We start from the raw sequence: 20,251 nt of genomic DNA, 5'->3' as shown, positions 1-20,251 counted from the left end.
ACTACAACAAGGAACACCCATGAACGCAGCACTGAACAACGGGCCGGCCCAGCGCGCGCCGTCCTACTACAGCGCCACCCTCAATGACGCGACCGAATACCCCACACTCAAGGGCACGGTGCAGGTGGACGTGGCGATCATCGGCGGCGGCTTCACCGGCGTGGCCACTGCGGTGGAGCTGGCCGAACGTGGCCTGAAGGTAGCCATCGTCGAGACCAACCGCATCGGCTGGGGCGCCAGTGGGCGCAACGGTGGCCAGGTCACCGGCAGCCTGTCGGGCGACGAGGCCATGCGCACGCAGATGCGCGACCGTCTGGGCGCCGAGGTGGACGACTTCATCTGGCACCTGCGCTGGCGCGGCCACCAGATCATCGAACAGCGCGTCGAACGCTACGGCATCCAGTGCGACCTCAAGCACGGCCACCTGCACGCGGCGATGAAACCTTCGCACATGACCGAACTGCGCGCCTTCGAGGCCGAAGCCCAGCGCCGCGGCATGGGCGACCTGGTGCAGTTGCTCGACAGCGAAGCCATGCAACAGCACCTGCAGAGCCCGCTGTACCTCGGCGCGTTGAAGAACCGCCGCAACCTGCACCTGCATCCGCTCAACCTGTGCCTGGGCGAGGCCCGCGCCGCCCATGGCCTCGGCGCGCTGGTGTTCGAGAATTCCGAAGTGCTGGAGATCATCCACGGCCCTCGTCCGGCCGTGGTCACGGCGCAGGGACGGATCGAGGCACGCCAGGTAATGCTGGCCGGCGACGTCTACCACAAACTGGAAAAACGCCAGCTCAAGGGCAAGATCTTCCCGGCCATGGGCGGCATCGTCACCACCGCGCCACTGGGCGACCTGGCCGACCAGATCAACCCGCAGGACCTGGCGGTGTACGACTGCCGCTTCGTTCTCGACTACTACCGCCTGACCGCCGACAAACGCCTGCTGTTCGGCGGCGGCGCCAACTACTCCGGGCGCGACTCACGAGATATCGAAGGCGAACTGCGTCCGTGCATCGAGCGTACCTTCCCGGCGCTCAAGGGGGTGCCGATCGAATTCCAATGGAGCTGCGCGATGGGCATCGTGGTCAACCGCATCCCGCAGCTGGGCAAGCTGTCGGACAACGTCTGGTACTGCCAGGGGTACTCCGGGCACGGCATCGCTACCAGCCACATCATGGGCGAGATCATGGCCGAGGCACTGACGGGGACGCTGGGGAAATTCGATACCTTTGCGGCGTGCAAGCACATCAAGGTGCCGATGGGAGACTTGCTGGGGAATCCGCTGCTGGCGGCGGGGATGTGGTACTACCAGATGCTGGAAAAGTTGCGCTGAATTTCATATCGCCAACGTGGGAGCGGGCTTGCCCCGCTCCCACGCCTCAATCCCAGAGCAGACTGCGGATCAGGCGATCTTCTTCAGGCCCTGCTTTTTCAGCTCTTCGTCACGCAACTCGCGGCGCAGGATCTTGCCAACGTTGGTAGTCGGCAGCGCATCGCGGAACTCGATGGCCTTGGGCACCTTGTAGCCGGTGACGTTGGCACGCATGTGCTCCATGACCTGTTCCTTGGTCAGTGTCATGCCAGGCTTGACCACGATGAACACCTTGATTACCTCGCCAGACTTCTCGTCCGGGACACCGATGGCCGCGCACTGCAACACACCTGGCAGCGTGGCAAGCACATCTTCGAGCTCGTTGGGGTACACGTTGAAGCCGGACACCAGAATCATGTCCTTCTTGCGATCGACGATGCGCATGTAGCCATCAGGCTGGATCAAGGCAATGTCACCGGTTTTCAACCAGCCATTGCTGTCGATGATCTCGGCGGTGGCATCGTCCCGCTGCCAGTAGCCCTTCATCACCTGCGGCCCCTTGATACACAGCTCGCCCACCTCGCCCAGGGGTAGTTCCTGGCCGTTGTCGTCGATGATCTTGCACAGGGTGGACGGCACCGGGATACCGATGGTGCCCACCTGGTTGGCCGAGGTCGGGTTGACTGCCGCCACCGGGCTGGTCTCGGTCATCCCGTAACCTTCGCAGATGGCACAACCAGTCACCGCCTTCCAGCGCTCGGCCACGCTCATCTGCAGCGCCATGCCACCGGACAGGGTGATCTTCAGCGCCGAGAAATCGAGGTTGCGGAAAGTCTCGTTGTTGCACAGGGCGACAAACAGCGTGTTGAGGCCGATGAAGCCGCTGAACTTCCACTTGCCCAGTTCCTTGACCATCGCCGGCAGGTCACGCGGGTTGCTGATCAGCACGTTGTGGTTGCCGATCAGCATCATGGCCATGCAATGGAAGGTAAAGGCGTAGATGTGGTACAGCGGCAGCGGAGTGATGAGAATCTCGCAACCTTCGTGCAGGTTCGAGCCCATCAGCGCACGGCACTGCAGCATGTTGGCCACCAGGTTGCGATGGGTGAGCATCGCGCCCTTGGCCACGCCGGTGGTACCGCCGGTGTACTGCAGCACGGCGACGTCGCCAGGCTGCGGGTTGGCCTCGGTGACCGCGCCGCCCTTGCCCAGCGCCAGCGCGTCATTGAAGCGCACCGCGCCCGGCAGGTGGTAGGCCGGCACCATTTTCTTCACGTACTTGATGACGCTGTTGATCAGCAGGCGCTTGAGTGGTGGCAACAGGTCGGCCACTTCGGTGACAATGACGTGCTTGACCTGGGTCTTGGGCACCACCTTTTCCGCCAGGTGCGCCATGTTGGCCAGGCACACCAACGCCTTGGCGCCGGAGTCGTTGAACTGGTGCTCCAGCTCCCGCGCAGTGTACAGCGGGTTGGTGTTGACCACGATCAGCCCGGCACGCATGGCGCCGAAGACGGCGACAGGGTACTGCAGGACATTGGGCAACTGGACCGCGATGCGGTCACCCGGCTTCAGGTCGGTATGCTGCTGCAGCCAGGCGGCGAAGGCACCGGACAACGTGTACAGCTCGCCGTAGGTGATGGTCTTGCCCAGGTTGCTAAAGGCAGGTTTGTCGGCAAAGCGTTGGCAGGATTGCTTGAGTACCGCCTGGATATTGGGGAATTCGTCAGGATTGATGTCCGCCGTGACCCCGGCTGGGTACTTATCCTTCCAAAAATGTTCGATCATGGAAGCCCGCTCCTTCAGCAACAGCGAATTCGGTACGCGTCGATGCGCTTATTATTGATATGAGAGGACGGCTCATTGCAAACCGGATCCTCTGAAAGCGCGCCGAGAGTAACAGCTTTGCAAGGGGTCGCCTAGAGGCCGGAATGGGCCGACAGGTCACAAAAATGACTCAATGAACAATACAGGTCATTTTTAGAGTAATTATACAAAATGTCGCGAAAGCGCCTGAAAATCTCGATCTAGACAGGTTTTACAGGCGCTGGCTTGCCCCTTGATGGCGTCTTGCCTGGCAATGGCCTTCACCCAGGCTCACGCGATCATGGGACAAACCCGCTCCTGCTATCAGGCAATATCACGCAATTCCCGACGCAGGATCTTGCCCACCGGTGTCATCGGCAGCGAATCGCGCAGCACGATGTGCTTGGGCACCTTGTAACCGGTGAAATTGCTCTTGCAGAACGCCTTGAGCTCATCGACGCTCACCCCGCCCGCACGCGGCACCACGAACAGCTTCACCGCTTCGCCGGTGCGCTCGTCCGGCACGCCGATCACCGCGCAGCTGGCCACCTGCGGATGGCCCATCACCACGTCCTCGATCTCGTTGGGATACACGTTGAAGCCCGAGACGATGATCATGTCTTTCTTGCGGTCGACGATCCGCGTGTAGCCGTCCGGGTCGATGATCGCGATGTCGCCGGTCTTCAGCCAGCCTTCGCTGTCCAGCACCTGGGCGGTAGCCTCCGGCTGCTGCCAATAGCCCTTCATCACCTGCGGCCCCTTGATGCACAACTCGCCACGCTCGCCCAACGGTTGTTCGTGACCGTCATCGTCGATCACCTTGAACCCCGTGCCAGGTACCGGGATCCCCACCGTTCCCAGGCGCGCCAGCTGGCCATAGGGGTTGGTGCTGGCCGCTGGCGAGGTCTCGGTCAGGCCGTAGCCTTCGACGATGCGGCAACCCGTGAGCGCCTCCCAGCGCTCGGCGGTGGCCTTGACCAGCGCGGTGCCGCCGGAATTGGTGATCTTCAGCGCGGAGAAATCCAGCGACTTGAACCCCGGGTTGTCCATCAGCGCGACGAACAGGGTATTCAGGCCTACCAGCGCCGAGAACCGCCACTTGCCCAGTTCCTTGATGAACCCCGGAATGTCGCGGGGGTTGGTGATCAGCACGTTGTGATTGCCGGTTACCATCATGCACATGCAGTTCGCGGTAAAGGCATAGATGTGGTACAGCGGCAGCGGCGCGATCATCACCTCCTGCCCTTGCTTGATCAGCGGCTGGCCATCGGGCCCGTGCTGGCCGAAACAGGCCAGGACCTGAAGCATGTTGGCCACCAGGTTGCCATGGGTGAGCATGGCCCCCTTGGCCAGGCCCGTGGTCCCGCCGGTGTACTGCAGCACCGCGACATCGTCGAGCGTCTGCGCCACTGGTTGGTGGTTGAGCCGTTGCCCCTGGCGCAGGACGTGCTTGAACGAGACCGCCTGGGGCAGCCGATAGGCGGGGACCATCTTCTTCAGCTTGTCGACCACAGTGTTGATCAGCCAACCCTTGGCCGCCGGCAGCAAGTCGCCCATCTTCGCTTCGATCAGGTACTCGATGCCGGTGTCGGGCAGCACCTCCTGCACGCGCTTGCCGAACATGTTCAGGTACACCAGCGCGCGGGCGCCGGAGTCCTTGAACTGATGGCGCATCTCGCGCTCGGTGTACAACGGGTTGGTGTTGACCACCACCAGCCCGGCGCGCAAGGCGCCGAACACGGCGATCGGGTATTGCAGGACGTTGGGCATCTGCACCGCGATGCGGTCGCCCGGCGCCAGGTCGGTGTGCTGCTGCAACCAGGCGGCGAAAGCCGCCGAGTAGCGTTCGAGGTCCGCGTAGCTCAGGGTGACGCCAAGGTTGCTGTATGCCGGCCGGTCGGCGAAGCGCTTGCAGGAGCGTTCGAACACGTCGACCACGGAGGTATAGGCATTCATGTCAATGGTGGAAGGCACGCCCGCCGGGCGCTTGTCGTTCCAGAAATCGGCTTGCATTTATTGTTGTTCCTCTACCGGGACGTCCCTGACCTGATCGCCTGATGGCAAAAAGGTGTTCAGCCGACGTTAGCAGCTCTGTCGAGGGTGGCAAATACGCCAAGTGCCGCCATTAACATTGTGAATCTCTTTTCTACCCTTCCTGCAATCGAGCGCTTTGCGCATACACTGTTGGCGAACCTTCGCGCGCAAGGACCCGCCATGCCCCATGACGCCTTCTGGCTCCCCGCCAGCGAGCACTGCAGTCTTTATGTTCATCAATGGCTGCCCGCCACGCCGGTCAAGGCCGTGGTGTTGCTGGCCCACGGCATGGCCGAGCATGCCGGGCGCTACCAGCGCCTGGGCCATGCCCTCAATGCAGCTGGCTACGGGCTGCTCGCCCCCGACCTGCGCGGCCATGGCCGTACCGCCGAACTGGGCAGCCTGGGCTTGTTCGCCCGCCATAATGGCTGGAATGCCGTGGTCAACGACCTGGGCCTGTTGGCACAGCACGTCGGCCAGCAGTTCCCGGGCACCCCGCTGTTCCTGTTCGGCCACAGCATGGGCAGCTACATCGCCCAGGCTTACCTGCTGCACCACAGCGCCAGCCTGCAAGGCGCGATCCTCAGCGGTTCGAACTTCCAGCCGGTGGCACTGTACCGGTCCGCGCGCCTGATCGCCCGGTTCGAAGCCTGGCGCCAAGGCCCCCTGGGCAAGAGCGCGCTGATCGACTGGCTGTCGTTCGGCTCGTTCAACAAGGCCTTCAAACCCAACCGCACGGCATTTGACTGGCTCAGCCGCGATGCCGGGGAAGTGGACAAGTACATCGCCGACCCGTTGTGCGGCTTCCGTTGCAGCAACCAGCTGTGGCTCGACCTGCTGCAGGGGTTGGCACAGATCAGCCAGCCCAGGCACCTAGGGCAGATCGACCCAAACCTGCCTATTTTGGTGATCGGCGGCGAATGTGATCCGGTGAGTGCCGGCAAGCGTCTCACCCATCTGGCCGACGCCCTGCGCGCGACCGGCAACCGTCATGTACAGTTGCGCATCTACCCCGGCGCACGCCACGAAGTGCTCAACGAAACCCATCGCGACGAGGTCACCGCCGAGATCATCGGCTGGCTGGACCAGGCGCTGGCCCTTGGCCGCCCTGCCCGCAGTGAATGATCGGCCACCTCGCGCGCCTTACAAGGAAGCCTCGATGACCCAGGTCACCAACACCCCTTACGAAGCCCTCGAAGTCGGCCAGAAAGCTGAGTACAAGAAGTCTGTCGAAGAGCGCGACATCCAGCTGTTCGCCGCCATGTCCGGCGACCACAACCCGGTGCACCTGGACGCCGAGTTCGCCGCCAAGAGCATGTTCCGCGAGCGCATCGCCCATGGCATGTTCAGTGGCGCGCTGATCAGCGCCGCGGTGGCCTGCACCTTGCCTGGCCCGGGCACCATCTACCTGGGCCAGCAGATGAGCTTCCAGAAGCCGGTGAAGATCGGGGACGAATTGACCGTGCGCCTGGAAATTCTCGAGAAGCTGCCCAAGTTCAAGGTGCGCATCGCCACCAATGTGTACAACCAGAACGATGAGCTGGTCGTCAGTGGCGAGGCCGAGATCCTCGCGCCGCGCAAGCAGCAGACGGTCGAGCTGGTCAGCCCGCCGAACTTTGTCGCCAGCTGATTCACCACGCCGGCCATCGCGGGCACGCTGGCGATAGCTCAGCCCAGTTCGCGTAACCGCCGTTCGATATGCCGCCGTTCCGGCCCCTGGCGGGTGAGCCTCAGCGCTTGCTGCCAGGCATCCCGGGCCTGATCGAGGTTGCCCAGCTGCCGGTGCAGTTCGGCGCGCGCGGCATGGGCCAGGTGATAATCACCCAGCTCACCCCGCTGCAGGATTGCCTCCACCGCCTGCAACCCCACCTGGGCGCCGTCCCGCCTGGCCAGCGCCGCCGCCCGGTTCAGCTCCACCACCGCTGATGGCCAGTGACGCTGCAGCACATCGTACAGGCCGATGATCTCGTCCCAATCCGTGGCCTCGGCGCTGGGCGCTTCGGCATGCACCGCGGCTATGGCCGCCTGCACGGTATACGGCCCGAAGTCGCGACTGCGCAGTGCCTGCTGGACCAGTTGGCTGCCCTCGTCGATCTGCCCGCGATCCCACAAGCTGCGATCCTGCTCATCCAGCAGCACCAGCTCACCATGGGCATCGCTGCGAGCCCGCTGCCGCGATGCCTGCAGCAGCATCAACGCCAAGAGCCCATGCACTTCGGCATCGGGCAGCAACTGGGCCACCAGACGCCCCAGGCGGATCGCCTCATCGGTCAGCTCGCGAGTAGTGACATCTTCGCCCGCCGAGGCCGAGTAGCCTTCGTTGAATACCAGGTAGATGACCCGCAGCACGCTTTCCAGGCGTTCGGGCAGCTCGCTCAGCTCCGGCACCTGATAGGGAATCTTCGCATCACGGATCTTGGCCTTGGCACGCACGATGCGTTGGGCGATGGTGGCCGGGCTTTGCAGGAAGGCTCGGGCGATCTGCTCGGTGGTCAGATCACACACCTCGCGCAGGGTCAACGGCACCTGGGCGTCGGAAGCCAGCGCCGGGTGACAGCAGGTGAAGATCAGCCGCAGTCGGTCATCGGCCAGCAACGTCTGCTCGCCCGGATCGTCCGCTTCGCGTTCGAGCAACATGATCAGGTCGGCCTGGGAGCGGTCGAAGCGGGCACGCCGGCGCAGGGCATCGATGGCCTTGAAGCGGCCGACAGACACCAGCCAAGCCCGCGGGTTGTCCGGGATACCATCACGCTGCCAGCGTTGGACGGCAATGAAGAAGGCATCGTGCATGGCCTCCTCGGCCAGGTCGAAGTCCCCCAGCAGGCGGATGAGGGTCGCCAGGATCCGCCGCGAATCGCGGCGGTAGACAGCCTCCACCTCCTGGCGGACTTGCGCTTCCCCCACCATCAATCGGGCTTTCCCTGCTGACTCATGCGGCTTTTCTCCCGTTGCGTCAGGGTTGCAGTTCACGCACCGGCCGAACCTCGACGCTGCCCACCCGGGCTGCCGGGATGCCCTTGGCGATGTTCAGCGCCTCGTTGAGGTCACGGGCATCGACCAGGTAGAAACCGGCCAGTTGCTCCTTGGTTTCGGCGAACGGGCCATCGGTCAGGCTCATCCGCCCGGCGCGTACACGTACCGTGGTGGCCGTCTGCACAGGCTTGAGCGCCTCGGCGGCGAGCATGCGCCCGCTGCCCTGGATGGATTCGGCGTAGGCCATGCATTCGGCGTCTTCGGGGCTGTCGGGCAGGCTGTGCAACAGCGCTTCATCACAATAGACCAGGCACAGGTATTTCATGATCGTCTCCAGCAGGTCGGCTCGGTGCGGTGGGCGATGAGCGGTATCAGGGCTTGAGGTCGAACAAGGCTTTTTGCGTTTCCATGTCGAACGGCGCCGACCAATGCTCGTGGATCACTTGCCATTGGCCGCCGCTGCGCCGATAGCCGACCGTGGCGCGCATGAAGCCGCACTGGCTTTCGTCGTCGCCCGGGCCACAGCGATTGAGCCAATGAGCCAGGGCCAGGTCGCCGTCGGCGTATACCTTCAGCTCCGCCAGTTCGAAGACCATCGGCCCCGTGCACATGCCCATGCACATTTCCCAGTGTGCGCGGTAGGCGGCCTTGCCCTTGAACTGCAGGGCCTGGATGGCATCGAAGGCGAGAATGTCGTCGGCATAGGGTGCCACGATACGGTCCACGTCGCGCTCGCGCACGGCCTGCATCCACTGCTCGATCAGTTGACGAAGTTCAGTCTCGGCTGCGCTGTTCATCGGTGCTTCCTCCCAGCGTTCAACAATGATTGGCGCCGGTGCATTCCGGCGCCTTCACCCATGGTCGAACGGGAAAATGGAGAATCGACAATCCGATGAGAAAAAACAGTCAGCGGCACAGAACAGCCCGAATGATCAGGCCGGTACTGCCAGGATGAATTCGCGGTAACCGGAGAGCACCACGTAACCTGCGAAATAGCAGAAGATCGCCGCCGACAACAGGTACGACCAGGTCAGCAGGCGATCACCAAGCAGCCGCCCGCCATGACTGGCGATACCGCACAACGAGACACACCAGAGTAGCCCTGCGGCAAAGAAGCCACCGAGGAACAGGCCCGCATCCAGCGCGCTGCCGGCGCCGGAGCGGGAGATCAGTACGCCGCCGACTGCGGCGAACCAGAGAATCGCGCTGGGCGATGACATGGCCAGGAAGATACCGCGCAGGAATTCGCGCCAGCCCGATTCGATCACTACCTGGCCACGCGACTCCAGGTGCCCGCCGCGCCACGCCGCCAGCAGCATCTTCACCGCGAACCACGCCAATAACGCGGAGCCCCCCAGCCACAACGTCCAGCGCACGCTTTCGAACTGCAGCAAAACGGTCATGCCGGCCAGGGCCGCAATGGCGTAGATGAGATCGCCGACGCAGGTCCCCAGCCCAAGCCAGAAGCCCTGAAGAAACCCCCGCTGCATGGCCAGGGTAATCATGGCGATGTTGGCCACGCCGATGTCCAGGCACAGGGACAGGCTGAGGAGGAAACCATTTGAAAAGGGCATGGCAGGCTCGACTGCAGACGAAAGTCAGCGATTGAACCTGAATGCCCCCTGGCGGTACAGGAGGAATTTGCAGGTCAGGCCATCGCAACCTTTCATACAGGATCTTTCGTCCCCATCAACACCTGCGCATAGCGCCCGCGATCCACGTTCGCGCCACTGAGAACCACCGCCACCCGCTTGCCCGCCTGACGCCCACTCTCCTGCATCAGTGCAGCCAGGGCAGCAGCGCCGGCACCTTCGGCGGTGTTGTGGGTGGTTTCGTGGTAGAGGCGCATGGCTTCGGCGATCTCCTCGTCGCTCACCCGCACGATGCGCGCGGCATTCTCGCGTACCATCGCAAAGGCGTCGGGATGTGGCATGCGGCAGGCCATGCCGTCGGCGAAGGTATCGGCGCTGGCGGTGGTGACGATGCGGCCCTGCTCGAAGCTCTGGGCATAAGCGTCTGCCACAGTGGATACCACGCCGATGATCTCGGTGGACAACCCAAGCAGGTTGCGCGCCTGGATCAGCCCACAGATGCCCGACCCCATGCCGATCGGCACGTACACACAATCCAGGTCGGCCACGGCCTCGAACAGCTCCAAGGCATAGGTGGCCACACCGCGTACCAGTTCCGGATGGAACGACGGGACCATCGCGTAGCCCCGCGCATCGGCCAGGCGCGCCGCCTCTTCCCGGGCCACGTCGAAGTCCACGCCATGCTCCACCAGCTCCGCACCCAAGGCGCGCATGGCGGCATTCTTCTCCCGCGAATTGCCTTCCGGCACCACGATCACCAGCGGCAAACCGGCCTGGCGCGCCGCCAGGGCCATGCTCTGGCCATGATTGCCACGGGTGGCGGTAACCAGGCCACGGGGGACTGCACCACTGGCCAACAGCGAGCGGACATAGACCAGCCCGCCGCGCACCTTGAAGGCCCCCGTGGGGGCATGGTTCTCGTGCTTGACCCACAGCTGGCAACCCAGCCGCTCGGCCAGCAGCGGCCAGGCGTGCTGTGGAGTCGGCGGCACGTGCTGGTGAACGAAAGCGGCGGCTTCGCGCAGGGCGGGCAAGTCGAACATGGCAAACGTCCTTCATCGGTATGGGCTTGAACCGATCCTAAGCGCCGGGCATTGTATGGGTCCAAATAAATATTGCATGGGTAGCAATTTCGTGTGGATTCCGAACCTCCCGGCCAACGACCAGCCGCGCTACCTGGCACTGGTCGAGGCCATCGCCAACGCCATCGAACAGGGTGAGCTGAAGGTCGGTGAACGCCTGCCCCCGCAACGCCGCCTCGCCTGGGCCCTGGGCCTGAACCCGAGCACCACGCAGCAGGCCTACCGTGAAGCAGCGGCGCGGCACCTGGTGTCCGGGGAGGTGGGACGCGGCACCTATGTGCTGGCCAGCAGCAAGGAAGCGACGCTGTTTCGCCTCAAACAACCCAGCCGCCAGCACTCAGTGATCGACCTGTCGACCAATGTGCCGGTGGCCGATCCCTGCAATCTCGACCTTGAGCACAGCCTGCGCAGATTGCTAGAACAGGGCGATACCACCCTGCTCGACCATTACCTGGGGCCCGAGCAGTTACTGCTGGGGCGGATCGAGGGCGCGCGTTGGCTGAGCAACCGCGGCCTGGACCTCACGCCGGAAGACGTGCTGCTTTGCGGGGGCGCCCAGCAGGCGCTGACCCTCGTGCTGCAGTCGTTGTGCCAGGCGGGCGAGCCGGTGATGGTCGAGGCGTTGACCGCCCCAGGCATCAAGGCGGCCTGTCGCCAGTTGCGCCTGCCTGTGCACGGCGTGGCCCTGGACGAGCAAGGCCTGCTCCCGGACGAACTGGACCGAGTGGTCCGCGCGAGCGGCGCGCGGGTGTTGGTCACCACGCCCACCCTGCACAACCCGACCGGAGCGTGCATGGGCGAGGCCCGGCGCCTGGCGCTGGCACAAGTCGCCAGACGCCACGAACTGCTGGTCATCGAGGATGACGTGTATGGCGCCTTGACCGACCGGCCACCACTCTACCCCTTGCTCGAGGGCCGTGGCGTGCTGATCAGCAGCTTGTCCAAGACCGTGGCCGCCGGCTTGCGCCTGGGCTGGATCGTGGCCCGGCCAGCATTGCTGGAACAGATCGATCCCTATGCCCAGGCCACCCACTGGTCGGTGTCACCGCTGAACCTGCGCATCGCCTGCCAATGGATCGCGGATGGCACTGCCACCCGGCGGCTGGCCTGGCAACGGGAGGAACTGGGCGAACGTTGGCGGCTGGCGCGGACGGTGCTGGACGAGGCGCTGCCAGCCAAGGGCGTGCCGTCGCCGCACATCTGGCTGGCCACGCCTGGAGACGCCCAGGCGCTGGTCGCGCGGTGTCGGGAACACGGGGTGGAGATCGTGCCGGCCAGCGTGTTCGCGGTGGGCACCGACAGCGTCAGGGCCGTGCGGATCAGCCTGTCGGCGGCCCACAGCCGGGCGCAATTGAAGCAAGGACTTGAACTGGTGGGAGCGGGCTTGAGCCGCGATTGCACCTGATACTCATGGCTGCACGCAATCGCGGGACAAGCCCGCTCGCACGCGGCTCAATTGAGCCGGCAACCCTCACCCAATGCACGGTACTGAAGAGTATGGACCTGCCCTTGATGATCCTCGTAGGTCATGGTGGCGGGCACCACTTCGCAGACGTTGGGGATCGTCGACAGGCTGATCACGCGCTTGATGTCGAGGTTGGTGGAATAATCGTACTGCTCGACCACAGGCTGGGTGTCTGCGGTCTTGGCCTGGTCCGCGAAGGCGAACGGGGACATACCGACCAATGCAAGAATCAGTAAGGCTTTCATGGGTGTCGACCTTGATGGCTATCAAGCTGATCGCGTGACTTCTGACGCCGTCAATGGCCCGGAGAAGTTGTCATCAACTGCGAAGATGACACGAAGTACCGATCCCGCTTTATCGTACTGCCGGGGGGATGAGTGAAAGTCTACTCCGCGCCTGAAATAGTTGAACCCCGGAGTCGGACATTCACTCTTGCCGCATTTGCAACAATCTGCGACAAAGCACCGATGAATTCCTGCCTGAGATAGCCACACCGCGTGAACCAAGCATGCTCCCCCTGACCTGCACTCGCCTTCCCCCAACCCAGCGCCGCCTGCTGGACCACTTCTATCGCCAGCACGGCTCGCGCATGCGCGCTGCCGGTGAAGGCGAGCAATGGGTGGCGCGTGCCGCAGAAATCATCGGTGGGATGAACCTGACGCCCATCGGTGGCGATCACTGGCTGACCGGCTTGTTCGTCGCCCCGCAGTGGCGCGGCCAGCAGATCGCATCCCGACTGATAGACGCGGCGCTGGCCGAAAGCAACACGGCGACCTGGCTTTTTTGCCACCCGGACCTGGCGCCTTTCTACCAGCGCCTGGCCTTCACACCGACAACCACCCTGCCCGAGGCCCTGGCCTCACGCCTGGCCCGCTACCAGCGCAGCAAGACCCTGCTGGCGATGAGGCGGGGTCAGTCGTCAGCCACGTCGAGCCCGGGGAACAGCACGTCGGTATAGCCGAACTTGTTGAAGTCCTGGATGCGCGAAGGATACAAACGACCGATCAGGTGGTCGCACTCATGCTGCACCACCCGGGCGTGGAAGCCATCGGCAAAGCGGTTGATCGGGTTGCCCTGCGGATCGATGCCCGAATAACTGATGTGCTTGTAGCGCGGCACCACGCCACGCAGGCCGGGCACCGACAGGCAACCCTCCCAGCCGTCCTCGACCTCCGTGGCCAGCGGCGTGATCACCGGGTTGAGCAGGATGGTGCGTGGCACCGGCTCGGCGTCCGGGTAACGCTCGCTGCGCTCGAAGCCGAAGATCACCAGTTGCAGGTCGATGCCAATCTGCGGCGCGGCCAGGCCGACACCGCCCACATGAGCCATGGTCTCGAACATGTCGTCGATCAGTTGCGCAAGCTCCGGGCTGCCGATCATGTGCTCGGGAACCGGCGGGGCGATGCGCAGCAGGCGTTCATCGCCCATCTTGAGAATGTCGCGGATCATCAGGTATTCGGCTCGCGGGTCTGGGGTTCGGGTGTCACCGGGTGCTCATGGCCGAGCACGGTGATGGTCTGTTGCGGGTTGTCCTGCTCGAATTCCTTTTCGCCTGGGTTCTTGCCCTCGGCCGACATGTGCTCGATCACCGCGTTCATCTCGGCACCCAGCAGCAGCACCGCGGCAGAGATGTAGAAGTACAGCAACAGCACGATGATCGCCCCGATACTGCCATACATGGCGTTGTAGTCGGCAAAGGTCTTCACGTAGTAGGCAAAGCCCAGCGAGGCGACGATCCACACCACCACCGCCAGCACCGAACCTGGGGTGATGAAACGGAATTTCTGCTTCACATCGGGCATCACGTAGTAGATCAGCGCCACCGCCACCATCATCAGAATGATGATCGCCGGCCAGCGCAGGATGGTCCAGACGATGACGACCGCCTCCTCCAGCCCGACCTGTGAAGCGATCCACTCCATCACCTGCGGCCCCAGCACCATCAGCGCCGCCGCTGCCAGGAGCATGCCGGCGATGCCGACGGTATAGATGACCGACAGCGGAATGCGTTTCCACACCGGCCGCCCCTCCGGCACGTCGTAGGCCGCGTTCATCGCGCTCATCATCAGGCGCACACCCGCCGAGGCAGTCCACAAGGCAATCACGATACCCACCGACAGCAGCCCGCCCTTGGACTGCTGCAACTGGTCGATCACCGGGTTGACCTGCTCCAGGGCCTGGGGCGGTAGCACCAGCTCCGACTGCAGGCGCAGCCAGGAGAAGAAGTCCGGCAGATGCAGGAAACCGATCAGGGCGATCAGGAACAGCAGGAAGGGGAACAGCGAGAACAGCATCTGGTAGGCCAGCGCGGAGGCATAGGTGGACATCTCGTCATCGAGAAACTCCTTGACGGTGCGCACCAACACGCGATGCAGGGGCAGGCCGCGCAGGTCGGGGAAAATCATAGCGTCTCCTTTCGCCGCTTGATCGGAATGGCAATGCTGCAAGTCTAATAGACCAGGCGGCGGGCGTGCTGTTCGCTTGTACCTTGCGCACAGTCCAAAGCAAGCGCGGGGCAAGCCCGCCCCCATCTTGCGGGAGCGGGCATGCCCCGCGGCCAGGCTGCGGCGATCAAGGTTTCTTCACGGCATCCTTGACCTTGCCCACGGCCTGTTGCGCCTCGCCTTTCAGTTCCTGGGCCTTGCCCTCGGCGCGCAGCTTGTCATTGTCGGTCACCTTGCCGACGCCCTGCTTGATATTGCCCACGGCCTCGTTGGCCAGACCCTTCGCTTTGTCCTTGGTGCCACTCATGGGATGTCTCCTCGGGGGAAAGACACGGGAAATCGTGTCGACACCTGATCGACCCAAGGCCATTGGCCAGAGTTTCAATTCTTTTGCACCCTGTCAGCCAAACGGCAATTGGCTGGGCTCGATACGCTTGCACGGTTCAGGTTCGGTGATTTCGGGGAAGCGGGCTTGCCCCGCGATAAGCCCCACCCCACAATGTCAGGCCTTACTCGCGTCAACCCGCAGGAACCTGCATGAAACTCGACAAACCCACCGCCATCGCTCGCCGTAACGAGGCGCTGGCCAAGCCGGTACTCACCAGTGCCAACACCCTGTTCGCCATTCTCGACACCAAGCGCAACCTGTGGTGGTTCGAAGTGCCGGTCGCACTGCTGCGCAAGGGCCAGCCCGACTGGGTCAACCTGCTGCTGCACACCCCCGAGAACGACGGGCTGCAGCATCTGAAGGTGCCCACCAACTTCCTCAAGGCTCATCAGGAACAGATGGAAGTACGCAACCCCGGCAAGCGCCGTTCGACCATCAGCCTGGCCCTGAGCGCCGACCGCGACTCACTGCTGCGCGACACCCGCCCAGGTGGCGAGCAGCTGGACTTCAGCGCCTTCGTGCAGGCCTGATCAGGCCCGCTCGATCCGATCGTCATGGATGACGATGCGGCCCTGCTTGAACAACGCGCCGATGGCTTTCTTGAAGTTGCCCTTGCTCACGTTGAACATCTGGCTGATCAGCACCGGGTCGCTCTTGTCACACACCGGCAGCACACCGCCATTGGCCTCAAGGCGCTGCATGATCTGCTCGTGCAGACTGTCGGCCAAGGCCTGGCCCACCGGCTGCAGGCTCAGGGCGATCTTGCCATCACCCCGTACTTCCTTGATGAAGCCCTTCTCGTGCATCCCCGAACGCAGGAACTTGAATACCTCGTTCTTGTGGATCAGGCCCCAGTGGCGGTTGTTGATGATCGCCTTGAAGCCCATCGGCGTCTCGCCGGCCACCAGCAGTTCGACCGGCTGGCCGACGCTGTAGTCCACCGGAGTGCGGTCCAGGTAACGGTCCAGCTTGGCGGTGGCGGTAATACGCCGGGTGCGCTTGTCCAGGTAGGCATGGACCACGCAGTAATCGCCGATCTTCAGTTGCCGCGACTCTTCCGAGTAGGGCATCAACAGGTCCTTGGACAGGCCCCAGTCAAGGAAGATGCCCGCGCCGTTGATGTCCTTGACCTTGAGGCTGGCGAATTCGCCCACCTGCATTTTCGGCTTTTCGGTGGTGGCGATCAGCTGGTCTTCGCTGTCCAGGTAGATGAACACGTTGAGCCAATCGTCCAGCTCCAGCTCGGCATCCTTGGGGAAGTAGCGCCGCGGCAGGAGGATTTCGCCATCGGCGCCGCCGTCCAGGTACAGGCCGAACTCCACGTGTTTCACGATTTGCAAACTGTTGTAACGCCCAAGCAGAGCCATTTCCGAAGATCCTCAAGACAAGGCGGCTATTCTAACACCTGACCCGCCCGGCCGCCCGAGCGCACATTCGCCGGAACCGTCGGCCCCACCGTGCGTCTACCGCCTGGCCAGCCCAGCAAGGATTCGCTCATGCCCCTTCGCCTGCCCAAAGCCCTGCTCCTGCTCATCGGCTTCGCCCTGGCACTGGCGGCCTGCAGCCGCATCGACCTGGCCTACCGCAACCTCGATCGCCTGGTGCCGTGGTCGCTGGGCGACTACCTGGACATGAACCGCGAGCAGAAGCAGTTGCTCGACGAACGGCTCAAAACGCATCTGGCCTGGCACTGCAAGACCCAACTGCCCGGCTACCTCGACTGGCTCGACCGGGTGCAACTGATGGTCGCCAACGACGCGGTCACCGATGAAAACCTGCGCCAACGCACGGTCGAGGCGCGCCAGGCCATTGGCCGGGTCACCGAAGCGATAACCCCCTCTGCCGCGGAACTGCTCAAGGGCATGAATGACAGCCAGGTAGCGGAAATGCGCGAGGCTTTTCGCAAGGACATCGACAAACGCCAGAAGGAATACGTCGACACGCCACTGGCCAAACAGGTCGAGAACCGTGCCGCACGCATGCGCAAGCGCCTCGAGCCCTGGTTGGGCGAGCTCGACGCCGAGCAACGGCTGCGGGTGATGAGCTGGTCGCAGGCCCTGGGTGACCAGAACCGGCAGTGGATCGCCAACCGCGCCCACTGGCAGCAGCAACTGCTGCTGGCGATGGACCAGCGCGCCAGCCCAAGCTTCGAGCCCAGGTTGGCGCAGTTGCTGCAGCGCAAGGAAAGCCTGTGGACACCGGAGTACCGCCAGGCATTCCAGAACACCGAGCGCCAGGCACGCAGCCTGCTGGTGGATCTGCTGAAACAGAGCAGCCCGGCCCAGCGGCAATTTCTGCAGCAGCGGCTGAGCAAGGTGCGTTCGGACTTCAGCGAGCTCAAGTGCCTCAAAGGCTGAACAACCAAAGCCTAACGCCCCTTGCGCCGATAAGGGAACACATCGATCACCTTCCCCGCCCGGATCGCCTCCTGCAGGCCTTTCCAGTAATCGGCGTCGTACAGTTCGCCGTGCAAGCGGCTGAACAAGCGGCGCTGGCCGATGTCGGCGAACAGGAATGGCGGAAACTCCTCGGGGAACACGTCGTGCGGCCCGATCGAGTACCACGGCTCGCCGGACATCTCGTCCTCCGGATAGCGCGGCGGCGGGATGTGACGGAAGTTGACCTCGGTGAGGTAGCTGATCTCGTCGTAGTCGTAGAACACCACCCGGCCATGACGGGTGACGCCGAAGTTCTTCAGCAGCATGTCGCCGGGGAAGATGTTCGCCGCCGCCAATTGCTTGATCGCCAGCCCATAGTCTTCCAGCGCCTCCAGCACCTGGGCTTCGCTGGCCTGCTCGAGGTACAGGTTGAGCGGGGTCATGCGCCGTTCGGTCCAGCAATGGCGGATCAGCACTGTGTCGCCCTCAAGCGCTACGGTGGAGGGGGCCACCTCTAGCAGTTCCGCCAGGCAGTCGGGATCGAACTTGCCCTGGGGAAAGCGAAAATCGGCGAACTCCTGGGTATCGGCCATGCGCCCGACGCGGTCGACGCTTTTCACCAGGCGGTATTTCTCGATCACCGTGGCTCGGTCGACAGTCTTGGACGGCGAAAAGCGGTCCTTGATGATCTTGAACACGGTGTTGAAGCCCGGCAGGGTGAACACGCTCATGACCATGCCGCGCACGCCCGGAGCCATGACAAAGCGGTCGTCGCTGTTGGCCAGGTGGTTGATCAGCGCCCGGTAGAACTCCGACTTGCCATGTTTGTAGAACCCGATCGAGGTGTACAGCTCGGCGATGTGCTTGCCCGGCAGGATGCGCTTGAGGAAGTTGACGAACTCCGCCGGCACCGGCACATCGACCATGAAATACGATCGGGTGAAGGAGAAGATGATCGACACCTCCGCCTCGTCGGTAATCAGCGCGTCGGCCTCGATGCCATGCCCCTCGCGGTGCAGCAGCGGGATCACCAGTGGCCACTGCTCGTCGGGGGTGTACAAGCGACCGACCAGGTAGGCGCCCTTGTTGCGGTAGAGCACCGGGGTGAACAGCTCCACGGTCAGGGCCGGATCCTTGCACACCCAGTCGGGCAGGCATTCGCGCAATTGATCCTCCAGGCGCGCGATGTCGCCTTCCCGGTCGCCATACGGCACGTCGAACGCATAATCGGCAAAGATCGCTCGCAACAAGCCTTTGAGACCGTCCTGCAGCGTATAGGTGCGCGTCTGCGCCGCCCGCTCATGGCCGCGCATCGACGGCCGGGTGGTGTGGATGAACATGCAGCCGTCGCTGATCAGGTCATGGCTGAACAGGCTGCAGAACAACGAGTTGTACCAGGTCTCGGACAGCTCGTCGTCCAGCCGGGGGTCGATCAGACGGATATAGGCGTTCTTGACCAGCGGCCACTGCTCGACGTCCAGCAGCACCGCGGTGTCGAAGCGCTGGCGCAGCCAACCGTTGACCTCGGCGACCTTCTCTTCATACAGGTTGATGCGCGCCGCCGCGGCGTGCTGGATATCCTGCCAGCGCGCCTGTTCGAAGCGCTCGCGGGCGCCGAGGGTGATACGGCGAAAGTGCTCGCGGTAGTCGTCGAAGCCATCGAGGATCATCCGGGCGATGTCGACGGCGGGCCAGGCTGGGGTCATGCGCGTGCCTCTATGCAATGGTCACCGAGAGAGCTTAGTCGGATACGAGCCCTGTGGGAGCCGGCTTGCCGGCGATGAAGCCCGTGAGGCGGCCCCGGATTCACACAGCAAGAAAGCACAAGAATCCCTCGCTCGCCCTGACGTACACTCGCGCCCTGCCCTACCGCCGGAGACCACCGTGAGCCCCATCGCCCTCGCCCGCCTGCTGACCCTTGCCGCTGTCTGGGGCGCCAGCTTCCTGTTCATGCGCATCATTGCCCCCGAGCTGGGCACGGTGCCGACCGCCTTCTTCCGCGTGTCGATCGCCTGCCTGGGACTGATCGCCATCCTCGCCGCCGCCCGCGTGCGCTGGGACTTCGAGGGCAAGCTGGGCGCCTGCCTGGTGCTGGGCATGATCAACTCCGGCATTCCGGCCACGTTCTATTCCGTGGCGGCGCAGGTGCTGCCGGCCGGCTATTCGGCGATCTTCAACGCCACCACGCCGCTGATGGGCGTGCTGATCGGCGCCTTGTTCTTCCGCGAAGCCATGACCCTGCCCAAGCTCTGCGGGATCTTCCTCGGGCTGTTCGGTGTCGGTATCCTCAGCGGTGCCGGCCCGGTGGCGCTGGACATGGCTCTGGTGCAAGGCGCACTGGCCTGCCTGGCCGCCACCACCTGCTACGGCTTCGCGGGCTTCCTGGCAAGGCGCTGGGTCGGCACGCTGGACAGCCGTCTGTCGGCGCTGGGCAGCATGCTCGGCGCCACCTTGCTGCTCAGCCCGCTGTTCGCCTGGAGCGCGCTGACCCAGCCGCCGGCCAGCTGGGGCGGCTGGCAGGTATGGCTGTCGCTCCTGGGCCTGGGGCTGCTGTGCACGGCGTTCGCCTACATCCTGTACTTCCGCCTGCTGAACGAAATCGGGCCGGTCAAGGCCAGTACCGTGACCTTCCTGATCCCGGTGTTCGGCGTGCTGTGGGGGGCGTGGCTGCTGGATGAGCCGCTGTCGATGGCGCACCTGTATGGCGGTCTGCTGATTGGTGCGGCGCTATGGTTGGTGCTGCGCCCGGCACGGCGCTGAAAAAAGGAGCGGGCTTGCCCCGC

General features: G+C 63.8%; 21 protein-coding genes. 8 read left to right on the top strand and 13 right to left on the bottom strand.

The features are described from left to right. Positions 1-19 precede the first annotated feature (19 nt). Positions 20-1,327 (top strand): NAD(P)/FAD-dependent oxidoreductase, encoded by a 1,308-nt coding sequence (locus ACQ4OD_RS18480; RefSeq protein WP_430944726.1) that lies wholly within the window; start codon positions 20-22, stop codon positions 1,325-1,327. Positions 1,328-1,396: 69 nt separating this feature from the next. Here ACQ4OD_RS18480 and fadD1 read toward each other — a convergent pair whose 3' ends face one another. Beyond that, positions 1,397-3,094, bottom strand: a complete 1,698-nt coding sequence (gene fadD1 / locus ACQ4OD_RS18475; RefSeq protein WP_102684403.1) for a long-chain-fatty-acid--CoA ligase FadD1 — start codon at positions 3,092-3,094, stop codon at positions 1,397-1,399. 342 nt (positions 3,095-3,436) lie between these two features. Then, on the bottom strand, positions 3,437-5,125 hold the full coding sequence (fadD2, locus tag ACQ4OD_RS18470) for a long-chain-fatty-acid--CoA ligase FadD2 (protein ID WP_102684402.1): 1,689 nt from the start codon (positions 5,123-5,125) through the stop codon (positions 3,437-3,439). A 201-nt stretch (positions 5,126-5,326) separates the two neighbouring features. Here fadD2 and ACQ4OD_RS18465 point away from each other — a divergent pair, with 201 nt between their 5' ends. After that, a complete protein-coding gene (locus tag ACQ4OD_RS18465) occupies positions 5,327-6,271 on the top strand; it encodes an alpha/beta hydrolase (RefSeq protein ID WP_139672970.1) in 945 nt (314 codons plus the stop codon). A 34-nt stretch (positions 6,272-6,305) separates the two neighbouring features. Then, positions 6,306-6,776, top strand: coding sequence for a MaoC family dehydratase (locus tag ACQ4OD_RS18460; RefSeq protein WP_023631542.1), 471 nt, complete (start codon positions 6,306-6,308; stop codon positions 6,774-6,776). A 38-nt stretch (positions 6,777-6,814) separates the two neighbouring features. On the opposite strand, the gene ACQ4OD_RS18455 is transcribed toward ACQ4OD_RS18460, so the two are convergent. From ACQ4OD_RS18455 to ACQ4OD_RS18435, 5 genes are all read right to left on the bottom strand, one after another. Continuing rightward, entirely contained in the window at positions 6,815-8,053 is a 1,239-nt protein-coding gene (locus ACQ4OD_RS18455; RefSeq protein WP_110697977.1) for an RNA polymerase sigma factor, read from the bottom strand. A 46-nt stretch (positions 8,054-8,099) separates the two neighbouring features. Beyond that, positions 8,100-8,444, bottom strand: a complete 345-nt coding sequence (locus ACQ4OD_RS18450) for a YciI family protein (RefSeq protein WP_023631072.1) — start codon at positions 8,442-8,444, stop codon at positions 8,100-8,102. Positions 8,445-8,490: 46 nt separating this feature from the next. Continuing rightward, positions 8,491-8,916 (bottom strand): YybH family protein, encoded by a 426-nt coding sequence (locus ACQ4OD_RS18445; protein ID WP_023631071.1) that lies wholly within the window; start codon positions 8,914-8,916, stop codon positions 8,491-8,493. Positions 8,917-9,051: 135 nt separating this feature from the next. After that, the gene (locus ACQ4OD_RS18440) at positions 9,052-9,693 is read right to left on the bottom strand and encodes a LysE family translocator (RefSeq protein WP_102684399.1); all 642 of its coding nucleotides are present in this window, start codon (positions 9,691-9,693) and stop codon (positions 9,052-9,054) included. Between the two features lie 92 nt (positions 9,694-9,785). Then, positions 9,786-10,754, bottom strand: coding sequence for a threonine dehydratase (locus ACQ4OD_RS18435; protein WP_430944725.1), 969 nt, complete (start codon positions 10,752-10,754; stop codon positions 9,786-9,788). Between the two features lie 76 nt (positions 10,755-10,830). Here ACQ4OD_RS18435 and ACQ4OD_RS18430 point away from each other — a divergent pair, with 76 nt between their 5' ends. After that, a complete protein-coding gene (locus ACQ4OD_RS18430; protein WP_430944724.1) occupies positions 10,831-12,198 on the top strand; it encodes a PLP-dependent aminotransferase family protein in 1,368 nt (455 codons plus the stop codon). Positions 12,199-12,245: 47 nt separating this feature from the next. Here the strand turns inward: ACQ4OD_RS18430 and ACQ4OD_RS18425 are convergent, their stop codons facing one another. After that, entirely contained in the window at positions 12,246-12,503 is a 258-nt protein-coding gene (locus ACQ4OD_RS18425; protein WP_023629531.1) for a DUF2790 domain-containing protein, read from the bottom strand. A 263-nt stretch (positions 12,504-12,766) separates the two neighbouring features. Between ACQ4OD_RS18425 and ACQ4OD_RS18420 the strand changes: the two genes are divergently transcribed. Beyond that, entirely contained in the window at positions 12,767-13,216 is a 450-nt protein-coding gene (locus ACQ4OD_RS18420) for a GNAT family N-acetyltransferase (protein WP_232968149.1), read from the top strand. Here ACQ4OD_RS18420 and def read toward each other — a convergent pair. The 3 genes from def to ACQ4OD_RS18405 form a co-directional block, all read right to left on the bottom strand. Continuing rightward, on the bottom strand, positions 13,171-13,707 hold the full coding sequence (def, locus tag ACQ4OD_RS18415) for a peptide deformylase (RefSeq protein WP_198755429.1): 537 nt from the start codon (positions 13,705-13,707) through the stop codon (positions 13,171-13,173). The genes ACQ4OD_RS18420 and def overlap by 46 nt on opposite strands. Next, positions 13,707-14,663, bottom strand: a complete 957-nt coding sequence (locus ACQ4OD_RS18410) for a YihY/virulence factor BrkB family protein (protein WP_102684395.1) — start codon at positions 14,661-14,663, stop codon at positions 13,707-13,709. Before ACQ4OD_RS18410 ends, def begins: the two co-directional genes overlap by 1 nt. 166 nt (positions 14,664-14,829) lie before the next feature. Further along, on the bottom strand, positions 14,830-15,009 hold the full coding sequence (locus ACQ4OD_RS18405; protein ID WP_023629533.1) for a CsbD family protein: 180 nt from the start codon (positions 15,007-15,009) through the stop codon (positions 14,830-14,832). A gap of 230 nt (positions 15,010-15,239) precedes the next feature. On the opposite strand from ACQ4OD_RS18405, the gene ACQ4OD_RS18400 reads away from it, so the two are divergent. Beyond that, the gene (locus ACQ4OD_RS18400; protein WP_102684394.1) at positions 15,240-15,620 is read left to right on the top strand and encodes a hypothetical protein; all 381 of its coding nucleotides are present in this window, start codon (positions 15,240-15,242) and stop codon (positions 15,618-15,620) included. On the opposite strand, the gene ACQ4OD_RS18395 is transcribed toward ACQ4OD_RS18400, so the two are convergent. Further along, positions 15,621-16,457 (bottom strand): CvfB family protein, encoded by an 837-nt coding sequence (locus ACQ4OD_RS18395; RefSeq protein ID WP_430944723.1) that lies wholly within the window; start codon positions 16,455-16,457, stop codon positions 15,621-15,623. 129 nt (positions 16,458-16,586) lie between these two features. Between ACQ4OD_RS18395 and ACQ4OD_RS18390 the strand changes: the two genes are divergently transcribed. Beyond that, the gene (locus ACQ4OD_RS18390) at positions 16,587-17,447 is read left to right on the top strand and encodes a DUF6279 family lipoprotein (protein ID WP_430944722.1); all 861 of its coding nucleotides are present in this window, start codon (positions 16,587-16,589) and stop codon (positions 17,445-17,447) included. Positions 17,448-17,458: 11 nt separating this feature from the next. Here the strand turns inward: ACQ4OD_RS18390 and aceK are convergent, their stop codons facing one another. Beyond that, the gene (gene aceK, locus ACQ4OD_RS18385) at positions 17,459-19,174 is read right to left on the bottom strand and encodes a bifunctional isocitrate dehydrogenase kinase/phosphatase (RefSeq protein ID WP_139672991.1); all 1,716 of its coding nucleotides are present in this window, start codon (positions 19,172-19,174) and stop codon (positions 17,459-17,461) included. 178 nt (positions 19,175-19,352) lie between these two features. Between aceK and ACQ4OD_RS18380 the strand changes: the two genes are divergently transcribed. Then, complete coding sequence (locus ACQ4OD_RS18380) at positions 19,353-20,228, top strand: DMT family transporter (RefSeq protein WP_102684390.1); 876 nt, start codon at positions 19,353-19,355, stop codon at positions 20,226-20,228. Positions 20,229-20,251: the final 23 nt, after the last annotated feature.

Origin of the sequence: Pseudomonas sp. WC1, assembly GCF_050586565.1 — a bacterium.
GTDB lineage: Bacteria > Pseudomonadota > Gammaproteobacteria > Pseudomonadales > Pseudomonadaceae > Aquipseudomonas.
The sequence above is the reverse complement of the archived record's forward strand: the minus strand, read 5'-3'. Positions and strand labels throughout refer to the sequence as shown.

Bases quoted from the DNA above. Each gene is read 5' to 3' on its own strand.
- ACQ4OD_RS18480 (WP_430944726.1), top strand. From the start codon at position 20: ATGAACGCAGCACTGAACAACGGGCCGGCCCAGCGCGCGCCGTCCTAC.
- fadD1 (WP_102684403.1), bottom strand. From the start codon at position 3,094: ATGATCGAACATTTTTGGAAGGATAAGTACCCAGCCGGGGTCACGGCG.
- fadD2 (WP_102684402.1), bottom strand. From the start codon at position 5,125: ATGCAAGCCGATTTCTGGAACGACAAGCGCCCGGCGGGCGTGCCTTCC.
- ACQ4OD_RS18465 (WP_139672970.1), top strand. From the start codon at position 5,327: ATGCCCCATGACGCCTTCTGGCTCCCCGCCAGCGAGCACTGCAGTCTT.
- ACQ4OD_RS18460 (WP_023631542.1), top strand. From the start codon at position 6,306: ATGACCCAGGTCACCAACACCCCTTACGAAGCCCTCGAAGTCGGCCAG.
- ACQ4OD_RS18455 (WP_110697977.1), bottom strand. From the start codon at position 8,053: ATGGTGGGGGAAGCGCAAGTCCGCCAGGAGGTGGAGGCTGTCTACCGC.
- ACQ4OD_RS18450 (WP_023631072.1), bottom strand. From the start codon at position 8,444: ATGAAATACCTGTGCCTGGTCTATTGTGATGAAGCGCTGTTGCACAGC.
- ACQ4OD_RS18445 (WP_023631071.1), bottom strand. From the start codon at position 8,916: ATGAACAGCGCAGCCGAGACTGAACTTCGTCAACTGATCGAGCAGTGG.
- ACQ4OD_RS18440 (WP_102684399.1), bottom strand. From the start codon at position 9,693: ATGCCCTTTTCAAATGGTTTCCTCCTCAGCCTGTCCCTGTGCCTGGAC.
- ACQ4OD_RS18435 (WP_430944725.1), bottom strand. From the start codon at position 10,754: ATGTTCGACTTGCCCGCCCTGCGCGAAGCCGCCGCTTTCGTTCACCAG.
- ACQ4OD_RS18430 (WP_430944724.1), top strand. From the start codon at position 10,831: ATGGGTAGCAATTTCGTGTGGATTCCGAACCTCCCGGCCAACGACCAG.
- ACQ4OD_RS18425 (WP_023629531.1), bottom strand. From the start codon at position 12,503: ATGAAAGCCTTACTGATTCTTGCATTGGTCGGTATGTCCCCGTTCGCC.
- ACQ4OD_RS18420 (WP_232968149.1), top strand. From the start codon at position 12,767: ATGCTCCCCCTGACCTGCACTCGCCTTCCCCCAACCCAGCGCCGCCTG.
- def (WP_198755429.1), bottom strand. From the start codon at position 13,707: ATGATCCGCGACATTCTCAAGATGGGCGATGAACGCCTGCTGCGCATC.
- ACQ4OD_RS18410 (WP_102684395.1), bottom strand. From the start codon at position 14,663: ATGATTTTCCCCGACCTGCGCGGCCTGCCCCTGCATCGCGTGTTGGTG.
- ACQ4OD_RS18405 (WP_023629533.1), bottom strand. From the start codon at position 15,009: ATGAGTGGCACCAAGGACAAAGCGAAGGGTCTGGCCAACGAGGCCGTG.
- ACQ4OD_RS18400 (WP_102684394.1), top strand. From the start codon at position 15,240: ATGAAACTCGACAAACCCACCGCCATCGCTCGCCGTAACGAGGCGCTG.
- ACQ4OD_RS18395 (WP_430944723.1), bottom strand. From the start codon at position 16,457: ATGGCTCTGCTTGGGCGTTACAACAGTTTGCAAATCGTGAAACACGTG.
- ACQ4OD_RS18390 (WP_430944722.1), top strand. From the start codon at position 16,587: ATGCCCCTTCGCCTGCCCAAAGCCCTGCTCCTGCTCATCGGCTTCGCC.
- aceK (WP_139672991.1), bottom strand. From the start codon at position 19,174: ATGACCCCAGCCTGGCCCGCCGTCGACATCGCCCGGATGATCCTCGAT.